Annotated in this window: 23 protein-coding genes, 1 tRNA gene, 2 pseudogenes and 1 riboswitch; of the genes and pseudogenes, 21 read left to right on the top strand and 5 right to left on the bottom strand. The window is 39.7% G+C overall.

Features of this window, described 5'->3' with window-relative positions; translation table 11 throughout:
- The first annotated feature begins 106 nt into the window (after positions 1–106).
- On the top strand, positions 107–1201 hold the full coding sequence (hemH, locus tag CYK16_RS04855) for a ferrochelatase (protein WP_023944239.1): 1095 nt from the start codon (positions 107–109) through the stop codon (positions 1199–1201).
- 40 nt (positions 1202–1241) lie between these two features.
- Here hemH and mscL read toward each other — a convergent pair whose 3' ends face one another.
- Together mscL and CYK16_RS04845 are read right to left on the bottom strand one after the other, a co-directional pair.
- Positions 1242–1625 (bottom strand): large conductance mechanosensitive channel protein MscL, encoded by a 384-nt coding sequence (mscL, locus tag CYK16_RS04850; protein WP_023944241.1) that lies wholly within the window; start codon positions 1623–1625, stop codon positions 1242–1244.
- 81 nt (positions 1626–1706) lie between these two features.
- Positions 1707–2138: a GtrA family protein gene (locus CYK16_RS04845; protein WP_060805295.1), complete on the bottom strand. Its 432-nt coding sequence runs from the start codon at positions 2136–2138 to the stop codon at positions 1707–1709.
- Between the two features lie 28 nt (positions 2139–2166).
- Positions 2167–2263: riboswitch (PreQ1 riboswitch) on the top strand.
- Here CYK16_RS04845 and CYK16_RS04840 point away from each other — a divergent pair.
- The 5 genes and pseudogenes from CYK16_RS04840 (at position 2261) to dapA (ending at position 5562) form a co-directional block, all read left to right on the top strand.
- Positions 2261–2771: pseudogene (locus tag CYK16_RS04840) on the top strand (QueT transporter family protein). It overlaps the preceding riboswitch by 3 nt.
- 100 nt (positions 2772–2871) lie before the next feature.
- Positions 2872–2944 (top strand) — tRNA-Thr (locus tag CYK16_RS04835).
- A gap of 115 nt (positions 2945–3059) precedes the next feature.
- A complete protein-coding gene (locus CYK16_RS10870; RefSeq protein ID WP_101776731.1) occupies positions 3060–3269 on the top strand; it encodes a hypothetical protein in 210 nt (69 codons plus the stop codon).
- Between the two features lie 225 nt (positions 3270–3494).
- Positions 3495–4571, top strand: coding sequence for an aspartate-semialdehyde dehydrogenase (locus tag CYK16_RS04825; RefSeq protein ID WP_060805297.1), 1077 nt, complete (start codon positions 3495–3497; stop codon positions 4569–4571).
- A 55-nt stretch (positions 4572–4626) separates the two neighbouring features.
- Entirely contained in the window at positions 4627–5562 is a 936-nt protein-coding gene (dapA, locus tag CYK16_RS04820) for a 4-hydroxy-tetrahydrodipicolinate synthase (protein WP_000121606.1), read from the top strand.
- A 149-nt stretch (positions 5563–5711) separates the two neighbouring features.
- Here dapA and tnpA (CYK16_RS04815) read toward each other — a convergent pair whose 3' ends face one another.
- The 3 genes from tnpA (CYK16_RS04815) to CYK16_RS04805 form a co-directional block, all read right to left on the bottom strand.
- Positions 5712–6176 (bottom strand): IS200/IS605 family transposase, encoded by a 465-nt coding sequence (gene tnpA / locus CYK16_RS04815; protein WP_060805616.1) that lies wholly within the window; start codon positions 6174–6176, stop codon positions 5712–5714.
- A 186-nt stretch (positions 6177–6362) separates the two neighbouring features.
- Complete coding sequence (gene mnmE / locus CYK16_RS04810; RefSeq protein WP_060805433.1) at positions 6363–7736, bottom strand: tRNA uridine-5-carboxymethylaminomethyl(34) synthesis GTPase MnmE; 1374 nt, start codon at positions 7734–7736, stop codon at positions 6363–6365.
- Between the two features lie 137 nt (positions 7737–7873).
- Positions 7874–8056 (bottom strand): 4-oxalocrotonate tautomerase, encoded by a 183-nt coding sequence (locus CYK16_RS04805; RefSeq protein ID WP_001117401.1) that lies wholly within the window; start codon positions 8054–8056, stop codon positions 7874–7876.
- 123 nt (positions 8057–8179) lie between these two features.
- On the opposite strand from CYK16_RS04805, the gene CYK16_RS04800 reads away from it, so the two are divergent.
- From CYK16_RS04800 to tnpA (CYK16_RS04725), 15 genes and pseudogenes are all read left to right on the top strand, one after another.
- On the top strand, positions 8180–8779 hold the full coding sequence (locus CYK16_RS04800; protein ID WP_060805434.1) for a thymidine kinase: 600 nt from the start codon (positions 8180–8182) through the stop codon (positions 8777–8779).
- Positions 8769–9247, top strand: a pseudogene (locus CYK16_RS04795) (GNAT family N-acetyltransferase). Before CYK16_RS04800 ends, CYK16_RS04795 begins: the two are co-directional and overlap by 11 nt.
- Before the next feature lie 9 nt (positions 9248–9256).
- Positions 9257–10336, top strand: a complete 1080-nt coding sequence (gene prfA, locus CYK16_RS04790) for a peptide chain release factor 1 (protein ID WP_060805435.1) — start codon at positions 9257–9259, stop codon at positions 10334–10336.
- Entirely contained in the window at positions 10336–11172 is an 837-nt protein-coding gene (gene prmC, locus CYK16_RS04785) for a peptide chain release factor N(5)-glutamine methyltransferase (protein WP_033677259.1), read from the top strand. Before prfA ends, prmC begins: the two co-directional genes overlap by 1 nt.
- On the top strand, positions 11156–11758 hold the full coding sequence (locus CYK16_RS04780; protein WP_060805436.1) for an L-threonylcarbamoyladenylate synthase: 603 nt from the start codon (positions 11156–11158) through the stop codon (positions 11756–11758). The genes prmC and CYK16_RS04780 overlap by 17 nt, the downstream gene beginning before the upstream one ends.
- 1 nt (position 11759) lies before the next feature.
- Entirely contained in the window at positions 11760–12191 is a 432-nt protein-coding gene (locus CYK16_RS04775; RefSeq protein WP_060805437.1) for a GNAT family N-acetyltransferase, read from the top strand.
- A 61-nt stretch (positions 12192–12252) separates the two neighbouring features.
- Positions 12253–13509 carry a serine hydroxymethyltransferase gene (glyA, locus tag CYK16_RS04770; protein WP_060805438.1) on the top strand — a complete coding sequence of 419 codons (1257 nt, stop codon included), beginning with the start codon at positions 12253–12255 and terminating at the stop codon, positions 13507–13509.
- Positions 13510–13516: 7 nt separating this feature from the next.
- Entirely contained in the window at positions 13517–14491 is a 975-nt protein-coding gene (locus CYK16_RS04765) for a nucleoid-associated protein (RefSeq protein ID WP_060805439.1), read from the top strand.
- The gene (gene pmp23, locus CYK16_RS04760; RefSeq protein WP_060805440.1) at positions 14491–15105 is read left to right on the top strand and encodes a cell wall hydrolase Pmp23; all 615 of its coding nucleotides are present in this window, start codon (positions 14491–14493) and stop codon (positions 15103–15105) included. Before CYK16_RS04765 ends, pmp23 begins: the two co-directional genes overlap by 1 nt.
- A 73-nt stretch (positions 15106–15178) precedes the next feature.
- A complete protein-coding gene (locus tag CYK16_RS04755; protein ID WP_060805441.1) occupies positions 15179–16153 on the top strand; it encodes a DUF1002 domain-containing protein in 975 nt (324 codons plus the stop codon).
- A 215-nt stretch (positions 16154–16368) separates the two neighbouring features.
- Entirely contained in the window at positions 16369–17760 is a 1392-nt protein-coding gene (locus CYK16_RS04745) for an APC family permease (protein WP_060805442.1), read from the top strand.
- Between the two features lie 296 nt (positions 17761–18056).
- The gene (gene adcAII, locus CYK16_RS04740) at positions 18057–18974 is read left to right on the top strand and encodes a zinc-binding lipoprotein AdcAII (protein WP_060805444.1); all 918 of its coding nucleotides are present in this window, start codon (positions 18057–18059) and stop codon (positions 18972–18974) included.
- A 7-nt stretch (positions 18975–18981) separates the two neighbouring features.
- Entirely contained in the window at positions 18982–21378 is a 2397-nt protein-coding gene (locus tag CYK16_RS04735; protein ID WP_060805445.1) for a pneumococcal-type histidine triad protein, read from the top strand.
- 156 nt (positions 21379–21534) lie between these two features.
- Positions 21535–24093: a pneumococcal-type histidine triad protein gene (locus CYK16_RS04730; protein WP_060805446.1), complete on the top strand. Its 2559-nt coding sequence runs from the start codon at positions 21535–21537 to the stop codon at positions 24091–24093.
- A gap of 235 nt (positions 24094–24328) precedes the next feature.
- Positions 24329–24793: an IS200/IS605 family transposase gene (gene tnpA / locus CYK16_RS04725; RefSeq protein WP_060805616.1), complete on the top strand. Its 465-nt coding sequence runs from the start codon at positions 24329–24331 to the stop codon at positions 24791–24793.
- The last annotated feature ends 205 nt before the right edge of the window (positions 24794–24998 follow it).

Here is a 24998-nt window from a genome sequence, read left to right as displayed (position 1 = left end):
GAGAAAAACAAAAGACAGAAGTTAGAGAAATTCGCTATGTTGGCGTTTACTTATTAATGGATAAATGATAAAATAAACTTGATAAAAATATCACAAGGAAGCAATTATGAAAAAAGCAATTTTAATGATGACTTTCGGTTCGCCAGAAGAGATTACCTTTGAAGGTGTGGCTGATTTTTTCACAAATATTCGTCGTGGAGTGAGACCTCAAGACCACGAGATTCAAACACTCTATGATAATTATGTACTTATTGGAGGTACGCCTCTGCAAAGAATTACCCGTGAAGAAGTTGCCTTGGTAGAGGCTAGACTGGGGAATGAGTATAGTGTCTATTTTGCCAATAAGTTTTCAAGACCCTTTATTCCAGATGTGATTAGTCAGATGGAAGCAGACGGAGTTGAGCAGTGTATTTGCTTGATTTTGGAGCCCCATTATTCTTTCTACTCTGTCATGGGTTATGAGAAATTTTTAGAAAGCAAGCAAATTCAATTTTTAGTTATTAAGGATTGGTATCAAGAAGAAGCGCTCTTAAACTATTGGGCAGATGAAATTGCTAAGATTTTAAAAGAAGAAGTGAAGCAAGATAGCTTTAAAGTTATCTTTTCAGCCCATAGTGTACCCATTTTTGCCTTGGATTTTGGTGACCCTTATATCGACCAAATTTTTGAAAATAGCAAGTTAGTTGCTGAAAAACTAGGTTTGAGTTCCGAGCAATATACTAACACTTGGCAGAGTGAAAGTGATATAGGTATTCCATGGATTAAGCCAGATGTCTTGGAGTATCTCAGAGAACAGACAGAACATCCAGACCATTATATTTTTGTTCCTATCAGCTTTATTAGTGAGCATATTGAAGTCTTGTTTGACAACGATGTGGAATGTTTTGACTTGTGTCAAGAATTGGGTGTGAACTACCATCGACCACCAATGCCAAATACGGATTCTCGTTTGATTGATGCTTTGGTTAATACAGTCAGAGCTAATGAACATCAAGAATTTAAGGAATTTCTCCCAGAAGAAGAAACCTTTGATGAGTTAGTTCCTTCAGATGAGACTAAAAATATCTTGGCTGAATCTCAAGATTTACAAATGCCAGAATTTGTGAAAAAACTGATTGAGAAAAAAGGTCGGGAAAATGTTAAGATGCCTTATCTTATCAAAAAAATGCTTGAGAAAGCAGGTAAGTTACCAAAAGAGTAAAGAAAAAGGATTTAGCTTTGCGCTAGATCCTTTTAATCGATTATTTTTTCTCAAGAAGAGCTTTGATTTCTTGAAGTACTTCCAATTCAGTTGGTGCAGCTGGTGCTTCCTCTTCAACAACTTCTTCTTTTTTAGTAAGGCTTTGAGCTTTTTCCATAGCTTTAATAACGAAGAAGAGAACAGTACCTACAACAAGGAAGTTGATAATAGCACTCAAGAATTTACCATATGTAACACCATTCCATGCAAGCTCAGCGATGTTTTGTACTTTCGCAGCTTTCAAGGCTGGGTTCAATAGGAGTGGAGTGATGATATCATTAACAAATGAAGTAACGATAGCACCAAAAGCAGAGGCAATGATCACACCGACAGCAAGGTCAACAACATTACCACGAAGCAAAAATGCTTTAAGATCTTTTAACATTTTCATAATTTCCTTTCAAAAAAGTTTACACTTCATTATATATTAATTAAGAAAAGCTTACAAGCTATATGCTCAGAAATTTTATTTTTTAAAAATAAAAACCTTACTAAAAATGTAATTAAGGATAATTATCAATAATTGTGCAAGAACTGTTTCGATTGCATTTACTTTATCAAGATTCCCGTTTACGAACTGACCAATAATATTAGGAAACTGGGTTACAAATAGAAAAGTAAGGAGCAAATCTAACAGAAAAGTAGAAAGGCGGGTAAGAGTAAATTTTACTAAACGTCTTGGCCAATTCTGCCTAGCTTGCTTAAATACAATCCTATCATTTGTGATAAAGGCAAATAGGATACCAATAATATTTGCTAGGCCAGTAGCAAGGAGTTCCTGATGACTTAGTTGATAAATGACTAATCGTGAGAGAATCGAAACTAGAGTTGTTGCAAGGCCAAAGAAGAGATAGGCTAAGATTTCATTGTTAAAAAATTTTTGAATAGGAATTTTCATGGTTTAAGTATAGCATAAAGCAGGCTATTGTGCTATACTAGTAAGGTTGAATAAAGCAACCCTTGGTGCTTAGCTTCTTTCACCAAGTATATTACACGCGGGCAACCGCTAAAGGAGAAAAGATGAAAAAATTAACTATTCGTGATGTTGCAGACATTGCAATCGTTGCTGCTATCTATGTCGTTTTAACTGTCACACCGCCCCTAAATGCCATCAGCTATGGTGCTTATCAGTTTCGTATTTCAGAAATGATGAATTTTATGGCTTTTTACAATCCTAAGTACATCATTGGAGTTACCATCGGTTGTATGATTGCTAATTTCTTTAGCTTCGGACTGCTAGATGTCTTTGTTGGTGGTGGGTCAACCTTAGTATTCCTCAGTCTAGGTGTTTGGCTTTTTTGCAAAATACAGCAAAGATTACCTCTTTAATGGATTAATTCGAAAAGATCATTTCTTCTTTTCAATCCTCTTTTCAATTTCCATGTTTACTATCGCTGCGGAGTTGAATATCGTGGCGCAATTACCATTTTTCCTTACTTGGTTCACAACAGGAATTGGTGAATTTGCCTCATTAATTATTGGAGCGATTATCATTGGTAAAATTGGTCGCCGAATCGATTTAAGCAAATAGAAGAAGATAAGCTAGGTAGCTCTTACCTGGCTTTTTCCTATGGAAAATTTCTAAGGAAACCTTGACAAAATTTTCTGATTATAGTATACTTTTCAAGTAAGCTGATTTAGCTCAGTTGGCAGAGCGCATCCATGGTAAGGATGAGGTCGCCGGTTCAATCCCGGCAATTAGCATGAAATAAACAGAAAAGCCCTTGATATACAAGGGTTTTGGTTATGTCTCCCCAAATCTGCCCCAAATTTTTCAAAGATACTTCTTATGCACCTGTGTAAATAAAATTAATACTCAATGAAAATCAAAGAGCAAACTAGGAAGCTAGCCGCAGGTTGCTCAAAGCACTGCTTTGAGGTTGTAGATAGAACTGACGAAGTCAGTAACCATACATACGGTAAGGCGACGCTGACGAAGTTTGAAGAGATTTTCGAAGAGTATAAAGAGTTTCGTTTGTTGACAAAAGTCATTCTCTTTAGTAGAATAGTAGATGCGATGAGTCGATAGGTAGTCTTCGGACTACTATTGAGCATAAGGAGGTCATAACGCAGGAGCGGACCTTGATGAGTTGTGTGAACCTGCTCATCACATGAAGATGCCTCTTAGTCCCTGGTCTAGCGACTGGGGATTTTTATTTTCCAAAAAATGATGAAAAAGCTTTGCAATTCATGGAAAAAGTAGTATAATACATCTATTATAGAAATTTTTAGAAAATTCCGAAAGAGGTTATTTATGGGATATACAGTTGCTGTAGTCGGCGCGACAGGTGCTGTCGGAGCTCAGATGATAAAAATGTTGGAAGAATCAACACTTCCAATCGATAAAATTCGTTTACTTGCTTCTGCACGTTCAGCAGGCAAGACTTTGAAATTTAAAGATCAAGATATTACGATTGAAGAAACGACTGAAACAGCTTTTGAAGGAGTTGATATTGCTCTCTTTTCAGCAGGTGGTTCTACATCAGCTAAATATGCACCACACGCAGTGAAAGCTGGAGCGGTAGTAGTAGATAATACATCTTACTTCCGTCAAAATCCAGATGTTCCTTTGGTTGTTCCAGAGGTCAATGCTCATGCACTTGATGCCCACAACGGTATCATTGCCTGCCCTAACTGTTCAACAATTCAAATGATGGTGGCTCTTGAGCCAGTTCGCCAAAAATGGGGCTTGGACCGTATCATTGTCTCAACTTACCAAGCAGTTTCAGGTGCTGGTATGGGAGCAATTCTTGAGACACAACGTGAACTTCGTGAAGTCTTGAACGATGGAGTGAAACCACGTGATTTACATGCTGAAATCTTGCCTTCAGGTGGTGACAAGAAACACTATCCTATCGCCTTTAACGCTCTTCCACAAATTGATGTTTTCACTGACAATGATTACACTTACGAAGAGATGAAAATGACCAAGGAAACTAAGAAAATCATGGAAGATGATAGTATCGCAGTGTCTGCAACATGTGTGCGCATTCCAGTCTTGTCAGCTCACTCTGAGTCTGTTTACATCGAAACAAAAGAAGTGGCTCCAATCGAAGAAGTGAAAGCAGCTATCGCAGCCTTCCCAGGTGCTGTCCTTGAAGATGATGTTGCTCATCAAATTTATCCTCAAGCCATCAATGCAGTGGGTTCACGTGATACCTTTGTTGGTCGCATCCGTAAAGACTTGGATGAAGAAAAAGGTATCCACATGTGGGTTGTTTCAGATAACCTTCTCAAAGGTGCTGCTTGGAACTCAGTTCAGATTGCAGAAACTCTTCATGAACGTGGCTTGGTTCGTCCAACAGCTGAATTGAAATTTGAGTTAAAATAGTCATATCGTTTAGGAGTTCAGATGAACTCCTTCTTTGAAATAGAGAGGTGTTTTCATGTCTTATCAAGATTTAAAAGAGTGTAAAATCATCACAGCCTTTATTACCCCCTTTCACGAGGATGGTTCCATTAACTTTGATGCCATTCCAGCCCTGATTGAGCATTTATTGGCCCATCATACAGACGGCATTCTTCTAGCTGGAACGACTGCTGAGAGTCCAACTTTAACCCACGATGAGGAGTTGGAACTCTTTGCGGCTGTACAAAAGATTGTCAATGGACGAGTTCCTTTGATTGCGGGTGTAGGTACCAATGATACGCGTGACTCGATCGAGTTTGTCAAAGAAGTAGCGGAATTTGGTGGTTTCGCAGCTGGGCTTGCTATTGTTCCTTACTACAACAAACCTTCTCAAGAAGGAATGTATCAGCATTTTAAAGCCATTGCAGATGCTTCTGACCTACCAATTATTATCTATAACATTCCAGGGCGTGTAGTTGTCGAATTGACTCCAGAAACCATGCTTCGTTTGGCTGACCATCCAAATATTATCGGTGTCAAAGAATGTACTAGCTTGGCTAATATGGCTTACTTGATTGAGCACAAGCCAGAAGAGTTCTTGATTTATACAGGTGAGGATGGAGATGCTTTCCATGCCATGAACCTTGGTGCGGATGGGGTTATTTCTGTTGCATCACATACAAATGGGGATGAAATGCACGAGATGTTTACTGCCATTGCAGAAAGCGATATGAAGAAAGCCGCAGCTATTCAACGTAAATTCATTCCTAAGGTTAATGCCCTCTTCTCATATCCAAGTCCTGCTCCTGTCAAGGCCGTTCTCAACTATATGGGATTTGAAGCTGGTCCAACTCGATTACCTCTAGTTCCAGCACCAGAAGAAGATGCAAAACGCATTATCAAGGTTGTTGTAGATGGCGACTACGAAGCGACTAAGGCAACTGTAACAGGTGTCTTAAGGCCAGATTATTAATAAGACAATCATGACCACCCGTCAAACGGGTGGTTTGTTCCAGGGCTATAAGCCCAAATTACCAGCCAGCGCCTAAAGACGCTGGCTTTCACTTTGTTCAAGCCTTATTGCTCTTGACTCGTCACTTGCCTCTCAAAGAGGCTTTAGTATTACTTACCACTATCCCTAAAGGGATCCTCATATTCTTTTACACTTAATTTATCTAGTGCTATATCATGCTTTTCATGTACTTGAATATATTTCTTAATTGTGGCTTCATTAAGTCCTACTGTACTCACATAATAACCTTCCGCCCAGAAATGCCGATTCCCAAACTTATACTTGAGATTGGCGTGTTTGTCAAACATCATGAGTGCACTTTTTCCTTTTAAATAACCCATGAAACTCGAAACACTTATCCTCGGTGGAATACTTACTAACATGTGTACATGGTCTGGCATTAAGTGACCCTCGATAATTTCAACTCCTTTATAACTACACAAGCGATGAAATATTTCGCCTAAACTACTTCGATATTGATTATAGATGACTTTTCGTCTATACTTAGGGGTGAACACAATGTGATACTTACAGTGCCACTTTGTGTGCGATAAACTATGAGCCTTTTGTGCCATATTTTTCTCCTTTCGCTTTACAATTGGCTTGAACACCTTTATTGTATCGCGTTCGGAGTTTTTTTGGTATAACCTTCGACGCGCACCCGCATAGCGGGTGGTTTTTTTGTCTCGCACCTAACGGAGCGAGACGGACTAATAGTCACATAATAAAATCCATGACCGCAATAACGATCATGGATTTTCTTATTTTCCTAAACAGAATTGGCTAAAGAGGTGGGTGATAAGTTCATCTGGAGCAGCATCCCCAGTGATTTCTCCGAGGATTTCCCAAGTACGAGTCAAGTCAACTTGAAGCAAGTCAACTGGCATCCCCAGTTCAAGACCTTCATTAACAGCTTGAAGGCTTTCAACAGCCTTTTCAATTAGGGAAATGTGACGTGCGTTAGACAAGTAGGTAGCATCTTGCTCGACTAGACCAGCATTTTCAAAGAAGAGGTCATTAATGCGTTCTTCAATCTTATCAATGTTTTGGTTTTTAAGAACTGAAATACGGATGACATCTTCTGGAAGTTCCGAAGTTTCAATCGCTTCAGGCAGGTCGGTTTTGTTAAGAAGAATAATGCGATTAGTCTCCTGACTGATTTCTAGGAGTTGGCGGTCTTGGGCGGTTAGTAGTTCACTGGCATTTAGCACCAGTAGAACCAAGTCGGCTTCCTTGAGGGCTTTTTTCGAACGCTCGACACCGATTTGTTCCACAATGTCATCTGTTTCACGAATACCGGCCGTGTCAATCAATTTTAGAGGAACACCATTGATGTTGACGTATTCTTCAATGACATCTCGAGTAGTACCAGCAATATCTGTAACAATAGCCTTGTCCTCACGCAAGAGGTTGTTGAGGAGGCTGGATTTCCCAACGTTTGGACGTCCGATGATGGCTGTTGAAATTCCCTCACGGAGGATTTTACCGCGGCGGGCTGTCCTAAGGAGATTGGTTAGCAATTGCTCAAACTCCATAGTCTTCTCTCGGACCACAGCAGTAGTCGCTTCTTCAACATCGTCATATTCAGGATAGTCGATATTAACCTCAACTTGGGCAAGTGTATTGAGGATTTCTTGACGGGTATTGTTAATGAGGTCAGAAAGGGAACCATCTAATTGTTTGACTGCAATGTTCATGGCCTTGTCTGTCTTGGCGCGGATGATATCCATGACCGCCTCAGCCTGAGTCAAGTCAACACGTCCATTTAGGAAGGCACGTTTAGTAAATTCACCAGGTTCAGCCAATCGAGCTCCTTCACGGATAGCTAGCTGGAGAATCTCATTGGTCACCGCAATCCCACCGTGGGTGTTAATCTCGATAATATCCTCACGAGTGAAGGTTTTTGGAGACTTCATAGCCCCAACCATAACCTCGTCCATGACTTTACCAGTCAGAGGATCAATAATGTGACCGTAGTTAAGGGTATGGCTAGCAACCTGACTCAAGTCTTTTCCTTTAAAAATCTTTTGCGCAATAGCAAAACTTTCTGTTCCGCTCAGGCGGACAATACCAATAGCCCCTTCACCTAGTGGAGTAGAGATAGCAGCGATGGTATCAAATTCACGTGTAATCATAATATTTCCTTTAATTAATAGCTCTTTTCTTGGAAATTTTTCCAAGTCTCTTTTCAAATTGTAACAAATTTGTACTATTTCTTCAATGGATGCTACTTGGAGATTGAAAAAGCCTAAGCAATTCTGCTTAAGCTAGCTTATTTGGTGCGCATTTCTCCTTGTGGGAAGTAAGTTCCTTCTGGCATGTCGTTGATGATGACATGAACAGCTGATTGAGGGGCTCCAGTATTACGGACAACAGCTTCTGTTACTTCCTTAGCAAGAGCTTTTTTTTGCTCGAGCGTGCGTCCCTCAAATAAATCGATGCGTACAAATGGCATAATGGCTTCCTCCACTAGTTTTTGATTTCTTCTATTTTACCACATTTTGCCGTTTAAAGCTTAAGAAAATTATGATATACTAGAATGTAGCAAAAATTTAGAAATGGACGTGAAGCAAGAAACATGGCACAGTTGTATTATCGTTATGGGACCATGAACTCTGGTAAGACGATTGAGATTCTCAAGGTGGCCTATAACTATGAGGAGCAAGGAAAAGGTGTTGTGATTATGACTTCAACTCTGGATACGCGTGACGGTGTTGGCTATGTATCGAGTCGAATTGGCATGAAACGCCCTGCCATTGCGATTGAGGAGACGACGGATATCTTCGGCTATATCCGAGACCTACCAGAAAAACCTTACTGTGTTTTGGTCGATGAAGCCCAGTTTCTCAAGCGTCACCATGTTTACGATCTAGCTCGTGTTGTTGATGAGTTAGACATACCTGTCATGGCTTTTGGTTTGAAAAATGATTTTCGCAATGAACTGTTCGAAGGTTCCAAGTATCTCTTGCTCTTAGCAGACAAGATTGACGAAATCAAGACCATCTGTCAGTATTGTAAGAAAAAGGCAACTATGGTTTTGCGAACACAGGATGGACTGCCCGTTTACGATGGAGAGCAGATTCAGATTGGTGGCAATGAAACCTATATCTCGGTTTGCCGTAAACATTATTTTGCGCCAATGATAACCTCTAACAAGGAGCAAAACTATGACAATTGAACTAAGAGATGTTACAATGGAAAATTATTTTGATATTTTGATTTGGATGTCAAGGAATATCAAAAACAATTCATTGCTACTAACGCAATTAGTTTAGCTGAAGCATACGTCTACACTAAAAATGGAGATTTTGTAGCTCCATTGGCAGTTTATGATAATGATGCAATTATAGGTTTTGTGATGATAGCTTATGATAAAAAGATCGGAATTAGTAGTGGAAATTATTTACTATTTCGTTTTATGATTGATAAGAATTTTCAAAATCAAGGATATTTTAAACCAATTATGGATAAAGTACTAGACTATGTTCGAACAGCGCCAGCAGGTTTAAGCAATAAACTTTGGTTGTCTTATGAACCAGAAAACGAACATGCAAGATCATGTTACCTCAGTTATGGATTTAAAGAAACTGGGGAAATATCCGAGAACGAAGTAGTAGCAATCTATGATTTAACAATTGAGAAATAAGGAGAAAAAATGAACATCTATGATCAACTACAAGCTGTAGAAGACCGTTATGAAGAATTAGGAGAATTGCTCAGTGACCCGGATGTCGTTTCAGACACCAAACGTTTTATGGAGCTTTCAAAAGAAGAGGCTTCAACTCGTGACACAGTAACAGCCTACCGTGAGTACAAACAAGTCCTTCAAAACATCGTTGATGCTGAAGAGATGATTAAGGAATCAGGCGGAGATGCGGACTTGGAAGAAATGGCCAAGCAAGAGCTCAAAGATGCCAAGGCTAAAAAAGAAGAATACGAAGAAAAACTCAAAATTTTGCTCCTTCCAAAGGATCCAAACGATGACAAGAATATTATCCTTGAAATCCGTGGCGCTGCTGGTGGAGACGAGGCAGCACTTTTCGCTGGAGATTTGCTAACCATGTACCAAAAGTATGCTGAAGCTCAAGGATGGCGCTTTGAAGTTATGGAAGCTTCTATGAATGGTGTCGGTGGTTTCAAAGAAGTGGTTGCCATGGTTTCGGGTCAATCTGTATACTCTAAACTTAAGTATGAGTCTGGAGCCCATCGTGTGCAACGTGTCCCTGTGACAGAAAGCCAAGGTCGTGTTCATACTTCCACAGCGACAGTTCTTGTCATGCCTGAAGTTGAAGAGGTTGAATACGACATTGATCCAAAAGACCTTCGTGTTGATATCTACCACGCCTCTGGTGCTGGTGGACAGAACGTCAATAAGGTTGCGACTGCCGTTCGTATTGTTCACTTGCCAACCAATATCAAGGTTGAGATGCAGGAAGAACGTACTCAGCAGAAGAACCGTGAGAAAGCCATGAAAATCATCCGTGCGCGTGTTGCTGACCACTTTGCTCAGATTGCACAAGATGAACAAGATGCTGAGCGTAAGTCGACAATCGGTACTGGGGACCGTTCAGAACGTATTCGTACTTATAATTTCCCACAAAACCGTGTAACAGACCACCGTATTGGCTTGACTCTCCAAAAACTAGATACTATTTTGTCTGGTAAATTGGACGAAGTTGTGGACGCCTTGGTGCTCTATGACCAAACACAAAAATTAGAAGAATTAAACAAATAATGAAATTAGCTCAATTATTTTCAGATTTTGAAGAAGAGTTGATAAGACAAGGAGAGGAAGCTGAAAGCCTCTCTTTTGTCTATCGTAGCCTGAAAAATCTATCTTTTACGGACTTTGTTTTTGCCCTCCAGCAGGAAGTGACGGAAGAGGAAGAAGTATTTGTTAAAGGAATTTTCCAACAGTTAGCAACTCATAAACCGGCACAGTACATCATTGGGCAGGCAGATTTTTATGGAATGCAGTTAAAAGTTGATGAACGGGTTTTGATTCCCCGTCCAGAAACAGAGGAGTTGGTGGAGCTTATCCTGGCTGAAAATCCTGAGACGAATCTTTCAGTTCTGGATATTGGAACAGGTAGTGGAGCTATTGCTCTCGCTCTAGCAAAAAACAGACCAGATTGGTCAGTGACAGCAGCAGATATTTCCCAAGATGCTTTAGATATAGCCAGCGAAAATGCTAAAAATCAAAATCTTCAAATATTTTTAAAAAAATCTGACTGTTTTACAGAAATTTCTGAAAAATATGATATAATTGTTTCCAATCCACCCTATATCTCTCGTGAAGATGAGTCAGAGGTCGGCTTGAATGTCTTGCATTCGGAGCCTCATCTAGCTCTCTTTGCAGACGAGGATGGCCTAGCTATTTACCGTAGAATTGCGGAAGATGCAAAAGACTATCTCAAAGATGGTGGTAAGATTTACCTTGAAATTGGATACAAGCAAGGTCAAAGTGTTCCTGAACTTTTTAGGAAGCATCTTCCTGAAAAACGTGTAAGAACACTTAAGGACCAATTTGGTCAAGATAGGATGGTCGTGGTTGATGATGGACAGGATTAGACAAGAGTTGGAAAATGGTGGAGCTGTCGTTCTACCTACAGAGACAGTTTACGGTCTCTTTGCCAAGGCTCTAGATGAAAAAGCAGTGGACCATGTATACCAGCTCAAACGTCGTCCTAGAGATAAGGCGCTTAACCTCAATATTGCCTCTTTAGAGGATATCTTGCACTTTTCAAAGAATCAGCCAACTTATCTTCAAAAACTTGTAGAGACCTTTTTACCAGGTCCCTTAACCATTATTCTCGAAGCTAATGACCGAGTTCCCTATTGGGTCAATTCTGGTCTTGAAACTGTGGGATTTCGGATGCCCAGTCATCCTATCACGCTGGATTTGATTCGAGAGACAGGGCCCTTGATTGGACCGTCTGCCAATATTTCAGGTCAGGCAAGTGGAGTGACCTTTGAACAAATTCTGAAGGATTTTGACCAAGAGGTTTTGGGTCTAGAAGACGATGCTTTTCTAACTGGACAGGATTCAACTATTTTGGACTTGTCTGGAGACAAGGTGAAAATCTTACGACAAGGGGCCATTAAGCGAGAAGATATTCTTGCTCGGTTGCCAGAGATTTCTTTTGAGGAGGAATGAGATGCTAAGAGATTTAAGAGAAACTGATGTGAAAGCCATTTGTGAAATTAACCAAGAGGTTTTGGGCTATTCTTTTAGTATAGAGGACACGTCTAGTCAACTAGCTAGACTGTCTCAGAATTCACATCATTTCTTACTTGCTTATGAGGATGAAGCTAGTCATGCCTTGCTTGGATATGTCCACGCTGAGGTCTATGAATCACTTTATTCTAAAGCAGGATTTAATATTTTAGCCTTAGCAGTTTCACCTCAAGTGCAAGGTCAAGGTATTGGTAAAAGCTTATTACAAGGGTTGGAAGAAGAAGCAAAAAGACGTGGTTATGGATTTATACGCTTAAACTCTGCCGATCATCGTCTGGGTGCTCATGCATTTTATGAAAAAGTTGGTTATACTTGTGATAAAATGCAGAAACGGTTTATTCGCATCTTTTAGTTTAATTTTCTTATTAGAAAATTAAACTAATGGACTAGTCATACAATAAAGGAGAAGACCTATGATTTTTGACAAAGATGATTTTAAAGCATATGATGCTGATCTCTGGAATGCTATTGCCAAAGAAGAAGAACGCCAACAAAACAACATTGAGTTGATTGCTTCGGAAAACGTTGTTTCCAAGGCTGTTATGGCTGCTCAAGGGTCTATCTTGACGAATAAATATGCCGAAGGTTACCCAGGACGCCGTTATTATGGTGGAACGGATGTAGTAGACGTGGTAGAATCTCTAGCCATTGAACGTGCAAAAGAAATTTTCGGTGCAAAATTTGCCAATGTCCAACCTCACTCAGGAAGCCAAGCTAACTGTGCGGCTTACATGGCCTTGATTGAGCCGGGTGATACGGTTATGGGGATGGATTTGGCAGCAGGTGGACATTTGACCCACGGAGCTCCTGTCAGCTTCTCTGGTCAAACCTACAACTTTGTTTCTTACAGTGTTGACCCTGAAACAGAATTCTTGGATTTTGATGCTATCTTGAAACAAGCCCAAGAAGTAAAACCAAAATTGATCGTAGCAGGTGCTTCAGCCTATTCTCAAATTATCGACTTTTCAAAATTCCGTGAAATTGCGGACGCTGTTGGGGCTAAGCTCATGGTAGATATGGCTCATATCGCTGGTTTGGTTGCAGCTGGTCTTCACCCAAGTCCAGTTCCATACGCTCATATCACAACAACCACAACCCACAAAACCCTTCGTGGCCCTCGTGGTGGTTTGATTTTGACCAATGATGAAGACTTAGCTAAGAAAATCAATTCAGCTATTTTCCCTGGTATTCAGGGTGGTCCTTTGGAGCACGTTGTGGCGGCTAAAGCTGTTTCTTTCAAAGAAGTTTTGGATCCAGCCTTCAAGGAATATGCTGCTAATGTTATCAAGAACAGCAAGGCTATGGCAGATGTCTTCTTGCAAGACCCTGATTTCCGTATTATTTCTGGCGGGACTGAAAACCATCTCTTCCTAGTGGATGTGACTAAAGTTGTAGAAAACGGAAAAGTTGCTCAAAACTTGCTGGATGAAGTCAATATTACCCTAAATAAAAACTCAATTCCTTACGAAACCTTGTCACCATTCAAGACAAGTGGGATTCGTATCGGATCTGCAGCCATTACTGCACGTGGATTTGGTGAAGAAGAAAGTCGCAAAGTGGCTGAACTCATCATTAAAACCCTTAAAAATGCAGAAAATAAAGCTGTCTTAGAAGAAGTGAGAAGTGCAGTTAAAGAATTGACAGATGCCTTCCCACTATACGAGGACTAAAACTTTTATGGACATTTATATTAAGAAAGCCATTATTCACCAGTTCAGTCCGGATGATACCGAGCTGTTCCTAGCGGATAAGTTTCTCAATATTACTCCAAAAATCGAAGAATACCTGCGGAAAAAAATTGAACGTGTGTATTCAGATGAAGCCAAGACTGGGATTTTCGAGGAAGAAAATCCCTTCTTCAATCACATCACAGACGATTTGTTGGAGACATCAGTAACACTGGCTAATCTCTGGAAAGAAGAGTTCAGTATTTCTGAAAACCTCAAGACCAATGACTTGATTTTTGTGCAATTTTCTAAAGAAGGCGTAGAACATTTCGCTTTCTTGCGAATTGCCCTGCGTGAGACCTTGACTCACCTCGGAGGAGAAGTTGATAATCCAATCAAGCTGACTCAGAATAACCTGCCTGGATTTGGAACAGGAGCTGATGAGGCCTTGGTGGTCAATCTTCAGAGTCGCAAGTACCATCTGATTGAAAAACGAATCAAGTACAACGGGACTTTTTTGAACTATTTTTCAGATAATCTTCTTGCTGTCGCTCCTAAAATTTCTCCTAAGAAATCCATCAAGGAACTGGAAAAAACAGCCCAGAGAATTGCTGAATCTTTTAATACAGATGATTTTCAATTTCAATCTAAGGTCAAATCAGCCATTTTCAACAACCTAGAAGAAAGCAATGAATTGTCACCTGAAAAATTGGCCAACGACCTTTTTGACAACAATCTGACAGCTCGATTAAGCTTTATTGATCAAGTCAAAGATGTTGTACCAGAACCTGTTCAATTTGATGAAATTGATGCCAGTCGTCAGCTTAAAAAATTTGAAAACCAAAAACTTTCCTTGTCAAATGGAATTGAGCTCATCGTTCCCAATAACGTCTATCAAGACGCCGAGTCTGTTGAGTTTATCCAAAATGATAATGGAACCTACTCTATCTTAATCAAAAATATCGAGGATATCCAAAGTAAATAATGTTTAAACGAATTCGAAGAGTGCTTGTACTAGCAGTCTTCCTTTTTGCTGGATATAAAGCTTACCGTGTTCATCAAGATGTCAAGCAAGTCATGACCTATCAACCCATGGTGCGAGAAATCTTGAGTGAAAAAGACACCCCAGCAAACGAAGAGCTTGTGCTCGCTATGATTTATACCGAAACAAAAGGAAAAGAAGGCGATGTTATGCAGTCTAGTGAGTCTGCCAGTGGTTCAACCAATACCATCAATGATAATGCCTCTAGCATTCGGCAAGGCGTTCAAACTCTGACAGACAATCTCTATCTGGCCCAGAAGAAGGGGGTAGATGTCTGGACAGCTGTTCAAGCCTATAATTTTGGACCTGCCTATATCGATTTTATCGCCCAAAATGGTAAGAAAAACACCTTGGCACTGGCTAAACAGTATTCTCGTGAGACTGTTGCTCCCTTGCTTGGTAATACCACTGGAAAGACTTATAGTTATATTCACCCCATTTCCATTTTTCACGGTGCAGAGCTCTATGTAAATGGAGGAAACTATTATTATTCTAGGCAGGTGCAACTCAACCTTTACATCATCAAATGTTTCACTCTCTTTTCAACATCTGGCTAGCCCAGGTGTTTTTGTTATAAGTTTTCTTTAAGATAGATATATTACTCTAGAAAGGTAAAGGAGGGAATTCCCTATGAGAAAGAAACTCTTTCTGACTAGTGCTGCGGTCTTGTGGGCAGTAACAGCTATGAATAGTGTCCATGCAGCAACTGATGTTCAAAAAGTCATCGATGAAACCTATGTCCAACCTGAATATCTCCTAGGATCATCATTGTCTGAAGACCAAAAAAATCAAACTCTTAAGAAATTAGGCTACAATGCCTCAACAGACACCAACGAACTCAAGACCATGACACCTGATGTCTATTCTAAGATTATGAATGTGGCCAATGACTCTAGCTTACAATTGTATTCATCAGCCAAGATTCAAAAGCTAGGGGACAAATCGCCACTTGAGGTCAAGATTGAAACACCTGAAAATATCACCAAGGTAACTCAGGATATGTACCGAAATGCAGCCGTAACTTTGGGTGTGGAACACGCCAAAATCACTGTAGCAGCACCTATTCCCGTTACAGGAGAAAGTGCTTTAGCAGGGATTTATTATTCGCTAGAAGCTAATGGAGCCAAGGTGCCGCAAGCCAACAAAGATTTGGCTCAAGAAGAGCTAAAGGCTTTGTCAGATATCAATGCTGAAAATAAGGACAAATCAGGCTATGATGCTAATAAATTAAACGTTGCCCTAGCCGATATCAAGTCAGGACTCGCCAAAGCTAAAGAAAGCAAGGGAAATCTGACAGAAGAAGATGTCCGCAAGATTGTTGAAGATACCTTGAAAAATTACAAACTCGATCAGGTTATAACAGGAAACCAAATCAATATGATCATCAATTTTGCTTTGAATCTCTCAAAGAGTGATATCCTCAGCAATGCAGACTTCACTAAAACCCTGAATGACCTTAAACAAAGCATTGTATCACAAGCTGGCGACAGTTTTAAAAATATCAACCTTAACTTTGATGCTGATAAGGCGCTAGAGGACGGCGGTAATTTCCTAAGCTCCCTCTGGCAAGCCATTGTCAACTTCTTCAAGAGTTTTGGTTCTTAATACTCTTCGAAAATCAAATTCAAACCACGTCAACGTCGCCTTGCCGTACTCAAGTACAGCCTGTGGCTAGTTTCCTAGTTTGCTCTTTGATTTTCATTGAGTATAAGCTATTACAACAAGGTAGTCAGATTTTTTCAGAAAAATGTTTTATAAATATTCACAAATCTCCTATATTTATGGTAAAATAGAATCATCATTTTATTTTGGAGTCAAAGATGAATATATTTAGAACAAAAAATGTTAGTTTAGATAAAACGGAGATGCACAGGCATTTGAAATTATGGGATTTGATTTTGCTGGGTATCGGAGCCATGGTAGGAACTGGTGTTTTTACAATCACAGGTACTGCAGCTGCAACGCTTGCTGGTCCAGCCCTAGTGATTTCAATCGTCATTTCTGCCTTGTGTGTAGGATTATCAGCCCTCTTTTTTGCAGAATTTGCTTCACGAGTACCTGCTACAGGTGGTGCCTACAGTTATCTCTATGCTATTTTAGGAGAATTCCCAGCCTGGTTGGCTGGTTGGTTAACCATGATGGAGTTCATGACAGCCATATCTGGTGTGGCTTCGGGTTGGGCAGCTTATTTTAAAGGCTTGCTTTCTCAATATGGGATAGCCCTTCCTCAGGCTTTAAATGGTACCTTTAATCCTCAAGCAGGAACATTTGTTGATTTATTGCCTATTCTTGTCTTAGTTTTAGTTACCTCGCTTGTTTTACTTAATGCCAAGGCTGCCTTACGCTTTAATTCTATTCTAGTAATTTTGAAATTTTCCGCTTTAGCTCTCTTTGTTTTAGTAGGAATTTGGTATATTAAACTTGACAACTGGAGCAATTTTGCTCCTTATGGTTTTGGACAAATCTATGGTGCTAGTACTGGTATTATGGCTGGTGCGTCCTTGATGTTCTTCGGTTTTTTGGGATTTGAATCCATCTCTATGGCTGTAGATGAGGTCAAGACTCCTCAAAAAAATATTCCTAGAGGGATTGTCTTATCGCTTTCTATCGTAACTATTCTCTATGCCTTGGTGACGCTTGTCTTAACTGGTGTGGTCCATTATAGCCATCTAAATGTCGACGATGCCGTTGCCTTTGCCCTTCGTAGCGTTGGGATCAGTTGGGCAGCCAACTATGTGTCATTAGTTGCTATCTTGACCTTGATTACAGTTTGTATCTCGATGACTTATGCCCTATCACGTATGATTTACAGTTTAGCGCGTGACGGATTGATGCCTGCTGCCTTCAAAGAACTGACGAAGACTAGCAAGGTACCAAAGAATGCTACTATCTTGACAGGTCTAGCTTCAGCAGTAGCAGCAGGAATGTTCCCTCTTGCTAGTATCGCAGCCTTCTTAAATATTTGTACCTTGTCTTACCTGATCATGTTGGCTTATGGTTTGATTCGCTTACGGAGAGAAAAGGGGATGCCCAAAGCTGGAGAATTTAAAACACCACTGGTACCATTATTACCAATTTTATCAATCATCATTTGTTTGTCCTTCATGTTGCAGTATAATGTGGAAACTTGGATTGCTTTCCTAGTTGCGTTGTTAGTAGGAAGTATTATTTACTTCACTTATGGTTATAAGCATTCTACCATAGAAGAATAATACTTTTCGAAAATCTCTTCAAACCACGTCAGCTTCGCCTTGCCGTATGTATGGTTACTGACTTCGTCAGTTTCATCTACAACCTCAAAACAGTGTTTTGAGCAGCCTGCGGCTAGCTTCCTAATTTGCTCTTTGATTTTCATTGAGTATATAAAGTGAGAATCTGTTGAGTTGTTGAAACTTAGCAGATTTTTATATGTGAAAGAAATTTCAAATTTTTTCTAAAAATAACTTGACAGATTAAATTTTTAGGAGTAGAATGTTTACCAGTTAATTAAATAGTTAAGGGGTTATCCATGAAAAAACAAAGTTTATTTTTAGTATTGTTAAGTGTCTTTCTTTTGTGTTTAGGTGCTTGTGGTCAAAAGGAAAGTCAGACAGGTAAAGGGATGAAGATTGTGACCAGTTTTTATCCTATCTACGCTATGGTAAAGGAAGTATCTGGTGACTTGAATGATGTTCGAATGATTCAGTCAAGTAGTGGGATTCATTCCTTTGAACCTTCGGCAAATGACATCGCGGCCATCTATGATGCAGATGTCTTTGTTTACCATTCTCATACGCTCGAATCTTGGGCAGGGAGCTTAGATCCCAATCTAAAAAAATCTAAAGTTAAGGTTTTAGAGGCTTCAGAGGGAATGACTTTAGACCGCGTCCCAGGGCTAGAAGATGTGGAAGCAGGGGATGGAGTTGATGAAAAAACGCTCTATGATCCTCATACTTGGCTCGATCCTGAAAAAGCTGGCGAAGAAGCCCAGATTATCGCTGATAAACTTTCAGAGGTGGATAGTGAGCATAAAGAAACTTACCAGAAAAATGCGCAAGCCTTTATCAAAAAAGCTCAAGAACTGACTAAGAAATTCCAGCCTAAATTTGAAAAAGCGACTCAGAAAACATTTGTAACACAACATACAGCCTTTTCTTATCTAGCGAAGAGATTTGGACTTAATCAACTTGGTATTGCAGGTATCTCTCCTGAACAAGAACCAAGTCCACGACAACTAACAGAAATTCAGGAATTTGTTAAAACCTATAAGGTTAAGACGATTTTTACAGAAAGTAATGCTTCTTCGAAAGTAGCTGAAAGTCTTGTCAAATCAACAGGTGTGGGTCTTAAAACTCTGAATCCTTTAGAGGCAGACCCACAAAATGACAAGACTTATTTAGAAAACCTGGAAGAAAATATGAGTGTTCTTGCAGAAGAATTGAAATGAGGAAAGAATGAAAATCAATAAAAAATATGTGGCGGGTTCGGTGGCAGTCCTTGCCCTAAGTGTTTGCTCCTATGAGCTTGGTCGGTATCAAGCTGGTCAAGTTAAGAAAGATTCTAATCGAGTTGCTTATATAGACGGTGACCAGGCTGGTCAAAAGGCAGAGAACTTGACACCAGATGAAGTTAGTAAGAGAGAGGGAATCAACGCTGAACAAATTGTTATCAAGATTACGGATCAAGGTTATGTGACCTCTCATGGAGACCATTATCATTACTATAATGGCAAGGTTCCTTATGATGCCATCATCAGTGAAGAACTGCTGATGAAAGATCCGAATTATCAATTGAAGGATTCAGACATTGTCAATGAAATCAAGGGTGGCTATGTGATTAAGGTAGACGGGAAATACTATGTTTACCTTAAGGATGCTGCCCACGCGGATAATATTCGGACAAAAGAAGAGATTAAACGTCAGAAGCAGGAACATAGTCATAATCATAATGCAAGCACAGATAATGCTGTTGCTGCAGCCAGAGCTCAAGGACGCTATACAACGGATGATGGGTATATCTTCAATGCATCTGATATCATTGAGGACACGGGTGATGCTTATATCGTTCCTCATGGCAATCACTTCCACTATATTCCTAAGAGTGATTTGTCTGCCAGTGAATTGGCTGCTGCCCAAGCTTATTGGAATGGGAAGCAGGGCTCACATTCTTCTACAAGTTCAAGTAAACCAAGTAGTGATAATACTAAACCAGCCCAACCAAGTTTGCCAGAGACTCCAAACCTGACTGTCACCCCAACTTATCATCAAAATCAAGGGGAAGACATTTCAACACTTTTAAGTGAATTGTATGCCAAACCTTTATCAGAACGACATGTAGAATCTGATGGACTCGTCTTTGATCCGGCACAAATTATCAAACGTACAGCTAATGGTGTAGCAGTGCCTCACGGAGACCATTATCACTTTATCCCTTATTCACAAATGTCACCGCTGGAAGAAAAATTGGCTCGTATGATAGCTGTTAAGGGACAAAATGGCAGTGTCTTGCCAAGTTTTACTCCTCTGAAGCCAGCCCCTACTACCAAACCTCAAGCACCAGTGGAAAATAAACCGACTGAACTTGATGTCAACCAGGTTGTTAGAAAAGTTGGCGACGGTTATATTTTCGAGGATAAGGGAGTCAGTCGTTATGTTCTAGCTAAAGACCTGACTAAGGCTAAGATTGATGCTATTGAAAATCTCTTGTCTAAGAAAACTCAAGAGACACACGCTTTAGTTGCGAAGAAAGAAAATGTCGCTCCTCGTGACCAAGAATTTTATGATAAAGCATATAATTTATTGGCCGAGGCTCATAAAGCCTTGTCTGAAAATAAGGGTCGTACTTCTGATTTCCAAGCCTTAGACAAATTAGCAGAACGCTTGAATGATGAATCTTCTAATAAAGGAAAATTAGTAGATGATTTATTGGCATTCCTAGCACCAATTACTCATCCAGAGCGACTTGGTAAACCAAATTCTCAAATTGAATATACTGAGGTCGAAGTTCGTATTGCTCAATTAGCTGATAAGTATACAACGTCAGATGGTTACATTTTTGACGAACATGATATTATCAGTGATGAAGGAGATGCCTATGTAACGCATCATATGGGTCATAGTCACTGGATTGGAAAAGACAGTCTTTCTGATAAGGAAAAAGCAGCTGCTCAATCTTATACTAAAGAAAAAGGTATCCTACCTCCGTCTCCAGATGCAGACGCTCAAGCAAATCCAACTGGAGATAGTGCAGCGGCCATTTACAATCGTGTGAAAGGTGAGAAACGAATTCCACTCGTTCGACTTCCATACATGGTAGAGCATACAGTTGAGATAAAAAATGGTAATTTAATCATTCCTCATAAGGATCATTACCATAACATTAAATTTTCTTGGTTTGATGATCACTCATACAAAGCTCCAAATGGCTATACCTTGGAAGACTTATTTGCGACGATTAAGTATTATGTTGAACATCCTGACGAACGTCCACATTCTAATGATGGATGGGGCAATGCCAGCGAGCATGTCTTAGGTAAGAAAGACCACAGTGAAGATCCAAATAAGAACTTCAAAGCAGATGAAGAGCCAGTAGAGGAAACACCTGCTGAGCCGGAAGTCCCTCAAGTAGAGACTGAAAAAGTGGAAGCCAAACTCAAAGAAGTAGAGGCTTTACTTGATAAAGTAACGGATGCTAGTCTGAAAGCTAATGCGACAGAAACCCTAGCTGGTTTACGAAATAATTTGAGCCTGCAAACCATGGATAATAATGGTATCATGGCAGAAGCAGAAAAATTACTTGCTTTGTTAAAAGGTGGTAATCCTTCACCTGTGAATAAGGAAAAAACAAACTAATGAAAAATGAGAGTCTCGATAAAGAGGCTTTCATTTTTATTATGTATATAAGAAAAATTCTTGACAAGCAGTACTAAAAAGAGTAAACTATTAACTAGTTAATTAACCGGTTCATCATTTATGGTGAATCAAATAGAGTTAAGAAAAGAGGAAAGAATGAAAATCAATAAGAAATATCTAGCTGGGTCAGCAGCTGCACTTGTTTTAAGTGTCTGTGCTTATGAACTAGGTTTGCATCAACCCCAAACTGTAAAAGAAAATAACCGTGTTTCATACATTGATGGCAATCAACCAGGCCAAAAGGCAGAAAATTTGACACCTGATGAAGTCAGTAAAAAAGAAGGTATTAATGCTGAGCAAATCGTCATCAAGATTACGGATCAAGGTTATGTAACTTCTCATGGGGACCACTATCATTATTACAATGGTAAGGTTCCTTATGACGCTATCATCAGTGAAGAGTTGCTGATGAAAGATCCGAATTATCAGTTGAAGGATTCAGATATTGTCAATGAAATCAAGGGTGGCTATGTGATTAAGGTAGACGGGAAATACTATGTTTACCTGAAAGATGCAGCACATGCTGATAATGTTCGAACAAAAGAAGAAATTACTCGTCAGAAGCAAGAACACAGTAGTAATCACGGAGGTGGATCTAACGATAAAGCGGTAGTTGCTGCCAGAACTCAAGGTCGTTATACAACAGATGATGGTTATATCTTTAATGCATCTGATATCATCGAAGATACGGGCGATGCTTATATCGTTCCTCATGGTAATCATTTCCACTATATTCCTAAGAGTGACTTGTCTGCCAGTGAATTAGCTGCAGCTCGAGCCTTCCTAGCTGGAAAAGGTAATCAACCAAGCTCAGTTGGGTATCGTCCTTCAACAAATTCTTCTAGCAGCTCATCAGAGGCATCAAATAGTAGTTCATATGGTCAAACGAATCAAAGCAATGTTGAGGTAAATACCAGAAGATGGACTCCAAGTGTTAGCCCACAAGTGGATAATAGCTATCAAGCTAGTCCGAGTGAAGACGTATCTAGTCTCTTGAAACAACTTTATGCCTTGCCTCTTAGTCAACGACACGTGGAATCAGATGGACTTGTCTTTGATCCAGCTCAGATTACAAGAAAAACTGCGAATGGTGTTGCAGTGCCACACGGAGATCATTATCACTTTATCCCTTATTCACAAATGTCTGATCTAGAGCAGAAGATTGCAAGAATGATTCCACTTCATTATAGTTCAAGTCATTGGTTACCATCAAGACCAAATCTAATCCCTGCTCCAGAGACTACCCCAGTACCAAGTCCACAACCTGTACCAAATCCTCAATCATCTCCAAGAAAACCAATTGATGGAAAATTGGTTAAACAGGCTGTTCGAAAGGTAGCTGATGGTTATGTATTTGAAGATAATGGAACCTCGCGTTATATCTCTACTAAGGAACTTTCAGCAGAAACTGTTGTAGCCATTGATAATAAACTTGCCAAACAAGAAAGTTTGTCTCATGTGTTAGGAGCTAAGAAAAGTACCATCCCTTCTAGTGAGCAAGAATTTTACAACAAGGTTTATGATTTACTAGCAAGAGTTCATAAAGATTTGATTTCTAATAAAGGTCGCCAAGCTGATTTTGAAACTTTGGATACACTTTTGGAACGTCTTAATGATGTCTCAAGTGATAAGGTCAAGTTAGTTGATGATATTCTTACCTTCCTAGCGCCAATTACCCATCCAGAGCGACTTGGCAAACCAAATGCTCAAATTGCTTATACGGACGATGAAATTAAATTAGCGAAATTAGCAGGTAAGTATACAACAGAAGATGGCTATATCTTTGATCCTCGTGACATAACTAGCGATGAAGGCGATGCCTATGTAACTCCACATATGACTCATAGTCATTGGATTAAGAAAGAAAGTTTGTCTGAAGCTGAAAGAGCAGCAGCTCAGACTTATGCTAAAGAGAAAGGTTTGATGCCTCCTTCAACAGATAATCAGGGGGCAGGAAATACTGAGGTTAAAGGAGTAGAAGCAATCTATAATAAAGTGAAGGCAGCTAAGAAGGTTCCACTTGATCACATGCCTTACAATCTCCAACATACTGTTGAAGTTAAAAATGGTAGCTTAATTATACCTCATTACGACCATTACCATAACATTAAATTTTCTTGGTTTGACGAAGGACTATATGAGGCACCTAAAGGTTATAGCCTTGAGGATCTTTTTGCGACTGTAAAATATTATGTTGAACATCCAAATGAACGCCCTCACTCAGATAATGGTTGGGGAAATGCCAGCGACCATGTTCGTAAAAATAAGGCAGACCAAGACAGTAAACCTGATGAAGATAAGGAACATGATGAAGTAAGTGAGCCAACTCGCCCTGAATCTGATGAAAAAGAGAATCACGCAGGTTTAAACCCTTCAGTAGATAATCTTTATAAACCGAGCACTGATGAAGACGAGACAGAGGGAGTTGCTAACGATACAACAGACGAAGCTGAAGTCCCTCAAGTAGAGACTGAAAAAGTAGAAGCCAAACTCAAAGAAGTAGAAGCTTTACTTGATAAAGTAACGGATGCTAGCTTGAAAAACAATGTGACAGAGAGCCTAGCTGGTTTACGAAATAATCTGAGTCTCCAAACCATGGATAATAATGGTATCATGGCAGAAGCAGAAAAATTACTTGCTTTGTTAAAAAGGTAGTGAGTCAGTTATGACGAAATCAGAAGCATAAATTTATCCTGTTAAATTAAAATGATGTAAGAGTCAGTAGCAATACTGGCTTTTATTATGTGACTATTAGTCCGTCTCGCTCCGTTAGGTGCGAGACAAAAAAACCACCCGCTATGCGGGTGCGCGTCGAAGGTTATACCAAAAAAACTCCGAACGCGATACAATAAAGGTGTTCAAGCCAATTGTAAAGCGAAAGTAGAAAAATATGGCACAAAAGGCTCATAGTTTATCGCATACAAAGTGGCACTGTAAGTATCACATTGTGTTCACCCCTAAGTATAGACGAAAAGTCATCTATAATCAATATCGAAGTAGTTTAGGCGAAATATTTCATCGCTTGTGTAGTTATAAAGGAGTTGAAATTATCGAGGGTCACTTAATGCCAGACCATGTACACATGTTAGTAAGTATTCCACCGAGGATAAGTGTTTCGAGTTTCATGGGTTATTTAAAAGGAAAAAGTGCACTCATGATGTTTGACAAACACGCCAATCTCAAGTATAAGTTTGGGAATCGGCATTTCTGGGCGGAAGGTTATTATGTGAGTACAGTAGGACTTAATGAAGCCACAATTAAGAAATATATTCAAGTACATGAAAAGCATGATATAGCACTAGATAAATTAAGTGTAAAAGAATATGAGGATCCCTTTAGGGATAGTGGTAAGTAATACTAAAGCCTCTTTGAGAGGCAAGTGACGAGTCAAGAGCAATAAGGCTTGAACAAAGTGAAAGCCAGCGTCTTTAGGCGCTGGCTGGTAATTTGGGCTTATAGCCCTGGAACAAACCACCCGTTTGACGGGTGGTCATGATTTATCTCACTCCGTAAGGTTCAGGCTAAATAAACCACCTGATTTTTTGAGGGGCTTTGGCTTC

The organism is Streptococcus oralis subsp. dentisani (genome assembly GCF_002860905.1).
Classification (GTDB): Bacteria; Bacillota; Bacilli; order Lactobacillales; family Streptococcaceae; genus Streptococcus; species Streptococcus oralis_BA.
The sequence above is the reverse complement of the archived record's forward strand: the minus strand, read 5'-3'. Positions and strand labels throughout refer to the sequence as shown.

Coding starts and splice junctions, on each gene's coding strand:
- CYK16_RS04775 (WP_060805437.1), top strand. CDS start 11,760: ATGCTAAGAGATTTAAGAGAAACTGATGTGAAAGCCATTTGTGAAATT.
- mnmE (WP_060805433.1), bottom strand. CDS start 7,736: ATGATTACACGTGAATTTGATACCATCGCTGCTATCTCTACTCCACTA.
- tnpA (WP_060805616.1), bottom strand. CDS start 6,176: ATGGCACAAAAGGCTCATAGTTTATCGCACACAAAGTGGCACTGTAAG.
- prfA (WP_060805435.1), top strand. CDS start 9,257: ATGAACATCTATGATCAACTACAAGCTGTAGAAGACCGTTATGAAGAA.
- CYK16_RS04825 (WP_060805297.1), top strand. CDS start 3,495: ATGGGATATACAGTTGCTGTAGTCGGCGCGACAGGTGCTGTCGGAGCT.
- CYK16_RS04800 (WP_060805434.1), top strand. CDS start 8,180: ATGGCACAGTTGTATTATCGTTATGGGACCATGAACTCTGGTAAGACG.
- CYK16_RS04805 (WP_001117401.1), bottom strand. CDS start 8,056: ATGCCATTTGTACGCATCGATTTATTTGAGGGACGCACGCTCGAGCAA.
- CYK16_RS04745 (WP_060805442.1), top strand. CDS start 16,369: ATGAATATATTTAGAACAAAAAATGTTAGTTTAGATAAAACGGAGATG.
- CYK16_RS04765 (WP_060805439.1), top strand. CDS start 13,517: ATGGACATTTATATTAAGAAAGCCATTATTCACCAGTTCAGTCCGGAT.
- pmp23 (WP_060805440.1), top strand. CDS start 14,491: ATGTTTAAACGAATTCGAAGAGTGCTTGTACTAGCAGTCTTCCTTTTT.
- CYK16_RS10870 (WP_101776731.1), top strand. CDS start 3,060: ATGAAAATCAAAGAGCAAACTAGGAAGCTAGCCGCAGGTTGCTCAAAG.
- CYK16_RS04735 (WP_060805445.1), top strand. CDS start 18,982: ATGAAAATCAATAAAAAATATGTGGCGGGTTCGGTGGCAGTCCTTGCC.
- CYK16_RS04845 (WP_060805295.1), bottom strand. CDS start 2,138: ATGAAAATTCCTATTCAAAAATTTTTTAACAATGAAATCTTAGCCTAT.
- mscL (WP_023944241.1), bottom strand. CDS start 1,625: ATGTTAAAAGATCTTAAAGCATTTTTGCTTCGTGGTAATGTTGTTGAC.
- adcAII (WP_060805444.1), top strand. CDS start 18,057: ATGAAAAAACAAAGTTTATTTTTAGTATTGTTAAGTGTCTTTCTTTTG.
- prmC (WP_033677259.1), top strand. CDS start 10,336: ATGAAATTAGCTCAATTATTTTCAGATTTTGAAGAAGAGTTGATAAGA.
- CYK16_RS04780 (WP_060805436.1), top strand. CDS start 11,156: ATGATGGACAGGATTAGACAAGAGTTGGAAAATGGTGGAGCTGTCGTT.
- CYK16_RS04730 (WP_060805446.1), top strand. CDS start 21,535: ATGAAAATCAATAAGAAATATCTAGCTGGGTCAGCAGCTGCACTTGTT.
- glyA (WP_060805438.1), top strand. CDS start 12,253: ATGATTTTTGACAAAGATGATTTTAAAGCATATGATGCTGATCTCTGG.
- dapA (WP_000121606.1), top strand. CDS start 4,627: ATGTCTTATCAAGATTTAAAAGAGTGTAAAATCATCACAGCCTTTATT.
- hemH (WP_023944239.1), top strand. CDS start 107: ATGAAAAAAGCAATTTTAATGATGACTTTCGGTTCGCCAGAAGAGATT.
- CYK16_RS04755 (WP_060805441.1), top strand. CDS start 15,179: ATGAGAAAGAAACTCTTTCTGACTAGTGCTGCGGTCTTGTGGGCAGTA.
- tnpA (WP_060805616.1), top strand. CDS start 24,329: ATGGCACAAAAGGCTCATAGTTTATCGCATACAAAGTGGCACTGTAAG.